This window comes from Bradyrhizobium sp., assembly GCF_016462955.1.
Classification (GTDB): domain Bacteria; phylum Pseudomonadota; class Alphaproteobacteria; order Rhizobiales; family Xanthobacteraceae; genus Bradyrhizobium.
In genome coordinates this window covers 1-3566 of record NZ_JAEMSD010000477.1, presented here as the reverse complement: position 1 = coordinate 3566, position 3566 = coordinate 1, and the positions used below count along the sequence as shown (strand labels likewise).

The 3566-nt window shown below is 65.3% G+C and carries 4 protein-coding genes; 2 read left to right on the top strand and 2 right to left on the bottom strand.

All coding sequences use genetic code 11. From position 1 onward, the window contains the following. Both JHD07_RS32165 and JHD07_RS32160 read left to right on the top strand, forming a co-directional pair. A partial coding sequence (locus tag JHD07_RS32165; RefSeq protein WP_291629462.1) for a DUF2147 domain-containing protein occupies positions 1–606 on the top strand: 606 nt, incomplete at its 5' end. 473 nt (positions 607–1079) lie between these two features. After that, the gene (locus tag JHD07_RS32160; protein WP_291629460.1) at positions 1080–2285 is read left to right on the top strand and encodes an extensin family protein; all 1206 of its coding nucleotides are present in this window, start codon (positions 1080–1082) and stop codon (positions 2283–2285) included. Between the two features lie 33 nt (positions 2286–2318). Here JHD07_RS32160 and JHD07_RS32155 read toward each other — a convergent pair whose 3' ends face one another. Further along, positions 2319–2648: a DUF6665 family protein gene (locus tag JHD07_RS32155; protein ID WP_291629458.1), complete on the bottom strand. Its 330-nt coding sequence runs from the start codon at positions 2646–2648 to the stop codon at positions 2319–2321. A 43-nt stretch (positions 2649–2691) separates the two neighbouring features. Beyond that, on the bottom strand, positions 2692–3327 hold the full coding sequence (locus JHD07_RS32150; protein ID WP_291629456.1) for a TetR/AcrR family transcriptional regulator: 636 nt from the start codon (positions 3325–3327) through the stop codon (positions 2692–2694). Positions 3328–3566: the final 239 nt, after the last annotated feature.

The window sequence follows — 3566 nt, the reverse complement described above, 5'->3', positions numbered from 1 at the left end:
GTCGAGCCGCCACAGGCGACCGTGGTGCCGCCGTCGGCGCCTCCCGTCCTCGCTGCGGCGACGTCACAGCCCGCGGTGCCGCCGCCGGCGCCAAGATTGGAGACGTCAAAACGCGAAACGGCGCTCTCCGGCCTGTCGCGCGTTGATCCGCCGCGCCTGGATCAGCCGAACATCGCCGCGGTCGATCCGCCCGCCACCAACCCGAGTCCGCAGATCAAGCAGGCCGCAACGGTGGCGCAGCCTGGCAATGGCGAGAGCTACACGCCGCTTGGCGAATGGGAGAGCGCCGGCGCCAAGGGCACCGTCCGCATCGAGCGTTGTGGACCTGCACTGTGCGGCTACGCGCTGACGGACGCCTCGCGCAGGGGCGAGAGCGTGCTCGTCAACATGAAGCCGAAGAAGCACGATGTCTGGACCGGCAGCATCTACAGCCGCTCCAGCGGCAACACCTATCACGCGAGGATGACGCTGAAGAGCTCCGGCAAGCTGCGTGTCGAAGCCTGCGCACTCGGCCGCTTCTGGTGCTCCGGCAACGACTGGACGCGCGTCGAGGCGCCGCGCGAGCAACTGATCACGACGTCACCTGAATGGAGCGCGCGGTCGTAGCTCTTCGTGATGCGCTGCGCGTTACTGTGCCCTCGCCCCTTGTGGGAGAGGGCAGCTCCGCTGGAAGATACGGGCTCGCCGGGGTGAGGGGTTTCATCCACGAGCACAAGCGCGGGAGGATAGAACCCCTCATCCGGCGCTTCGCGCCACCTTCTCCCACAAGGGGAGAAGGAGAGGAATCCGTGCGGTCGATTGTTGTCCCTAGACCATCCCGAGCACGATGGCGCCGACGAAGGCCATGGCGAGGTAGGCGGTGAAAACGCTCAGTCTGCTGCCGAACGTCATGAGGTCGCTCCGCTGGTCACGCACTTTGCCGCGACCATCATGGTTAACAGAGAGTCTCTCGGCGAAAAAGTCAGCGTTGTTGTCTCTGATCGGCGGCAGGGTCCAGGCAAGTCCGGGCCATCATGGTTAAAGAATACTGAAATCAATACGTTGAAGAGTCTTTAAGTAAATTCACCGAACGTGCGTCCATGACGCGCGGAGTTCGTTTGTATCTCGTCGGCTCCATCGTCCTTGTTTCGCTAGCGGGTTGCGGACGCGGCTTTTTCCAGGCCGAACGCGAACCGTGGCGGGCCGAGGCGGAAGCCGCATGCTTGAAATCGGGCGCGGTGAAGGAGAATACGGACATCGTCCGCATCGACCCGATTTCCGGCCCCGGCCAGTGCGGCGCCGAATTTCCACTCAAGGTCGCAGCGATCGGCGAAGCCTCCGGCACCTATGGCTTTGCCGACGAGCCATTGCGTCCGCCGGGCAGCATCGGCAACCAGCCGCGCTGGCCCGTGAGGCAGCCGCAATCGAACTATCCGCAGGGTCAGAACTACCCGGCCTCGTCCTATCCGCCGCGGTCGAACTATCCCGAGAGCCCGACGCGCCAGCCGTCCGGCTATGGAGCCTCGGCCGGACCGATGTCGCTGAACGCGCCTGGCGTGGCGCCGCAGGAAGACGAGATCGATTTGCCGCCCGAAGGCACCGATGCTGCCGGAGCCGCGCGCTACATGAATGCGCCGAGCTATCCGACACGGCCGGCGCCTTACTCGCAGCCGCCGGCGCAGCAGCCCCTGCCGCGCCTTGGTCCGGCGCAGGGCAATCCCGTCACGGCCGTCGGGCCCGTCGCGATCAAGCCGACGGCGACGCTGGCCTGCCCGATCGTGTCCGAGCTCGACCGCTGGCTCGCCGACACGGTGCAGCCCGCGGCGATGCGCTGGTTCGGCGTCCGCGTGGCTGAGATCAAGCAGATCTCCGCCTATTCATGCCGCGGCATGAACGGCAACTCGCGGGCCCACATCTCCGAGCACGCCTTCGGCAACGCGCTCGACATTTCCGCCTTCGTGCTGGCCGACGGCCGCCGCGTGACCGTGAAGGACGGCTGGCGCGGCGTGCCGGAAGAGCAGGGCTTCCTGCGCGACGTGCAGGCAGGGGCCTGCGCGCATTTCACGACCGTGCTCGCGCCGGGCTCCAACGTCTTTCACTACGACCACATCCACGTCGATCTGATGCGCCGCCCGAGCCGTCGCCTGATCTGCCAGCCAGCCGCAGTGTCGGGCGACGAAGTTGCCTCGCGCGCGCAATCGCGCAGACCCTATGCCAACGCGCGCGATCCCTCCGTCACCGGTTCGCTCGGTGCGCGCAAGAGCACCGCGCACAGGCGCGAAGACGACGATTATATCGACGAATAGGCGGCGTCGCTCATGCGGGCTACAATCTGCGATCTACGCCTGCTTCGACGGCGCCAGCCCCATGCAGCGCTGTACCTCGGCCGGGACGTTGTAGGTGCGCATGATGTTGCGGCTGTCGCGCAGGCCCGTCGCCTCACGTTGAACCACGAACATCCAGAGCGCCTGGCCGGCGGCAACCACCAGCTTGTGCCTCGCCGGCTGCATTGAGGCGGGCGTCGCCGAGCCTGCATGGGCGGCATCGAACTCGCGCAAGCGCGCCAAGGCCTGTTCGAGTGCGCGGCCCATCCGGCCGAGCGCCGAGGCTTGTTCCTGGACGATCTCGTAGTGGAGAATGTCGACCGGCGGGCGAAGATCACGAGACATGGCCGCAATATAGTGCGGCCCCGTCTGCAGGCGCAACGCGCTGCTACTTCGCCTTGTACGCCGCCAGGAACATCCGCGTGGCGCTGGCGACCACCTCGGCCATGCGCTGTTCCGACGGCGCCGGTGCAGCCTGGAATACGAAGGGCAGGAACAGCGAAGCCTTGGCCAGTTCCATGAACTGGGAGGCGGCAAGATCGCAATCGTCGATAGCGAGATCGCCCGCGACCACACGCGCCCTGAGATAATCGGAGAGGCGGTTGATGCTCTTGTCCAACACGCGCGCATAATAGCGGCGGCCGACATCAGGCATGCGTTCGGCAATCGCCATGACGGTCCGGATCGCCGATCCGCCACCGGGCCGGCAGACAAGGTGAAGATAGGCGAGGCCGAACTCCCTCAGCGTAGCGTCGGCATCGCGGGCAGGATCGAAGCTGAACACCACCTGGCCATGCTGGAGCGCCTCCTCCTCGATGATGGCCTCGAATAGCGCGGATTTGTCGGCGAAGTAGACGTAGAGCGTGCCCTTGGAGACCTGCGCGGCGCGCGCGATCTCGCCCATGCTGGCGCCGTCGAAACCGAGGTCCATGAACACCTTGCGGGCACCGTCCAGGATCTGGCGGCGCTTGGAACTGTCCTCCTCCTGGACGACGGACCGGTCTTCGCTGGCGGCTACAACCATTGGTTTAGGCTCTCGGAAGGTTTTTCGATCGGGATCAACGCCATGAAACCCGAATAAGGACCGGCGCAGTACAATCGCGGCGAGATGTTTCTTTATATTGACCGAACCGTTCGGTCAATGATATTTGAGATCCGCGAGAGGAACTGGCTGCACCGCGGCCGCCCTCTGGTCGCGCTTTTTTTGTGGGAGGCCTTCATGGCCGTATCGAGAGACCAGACCGCTCGCATCCTTCGTCAGGA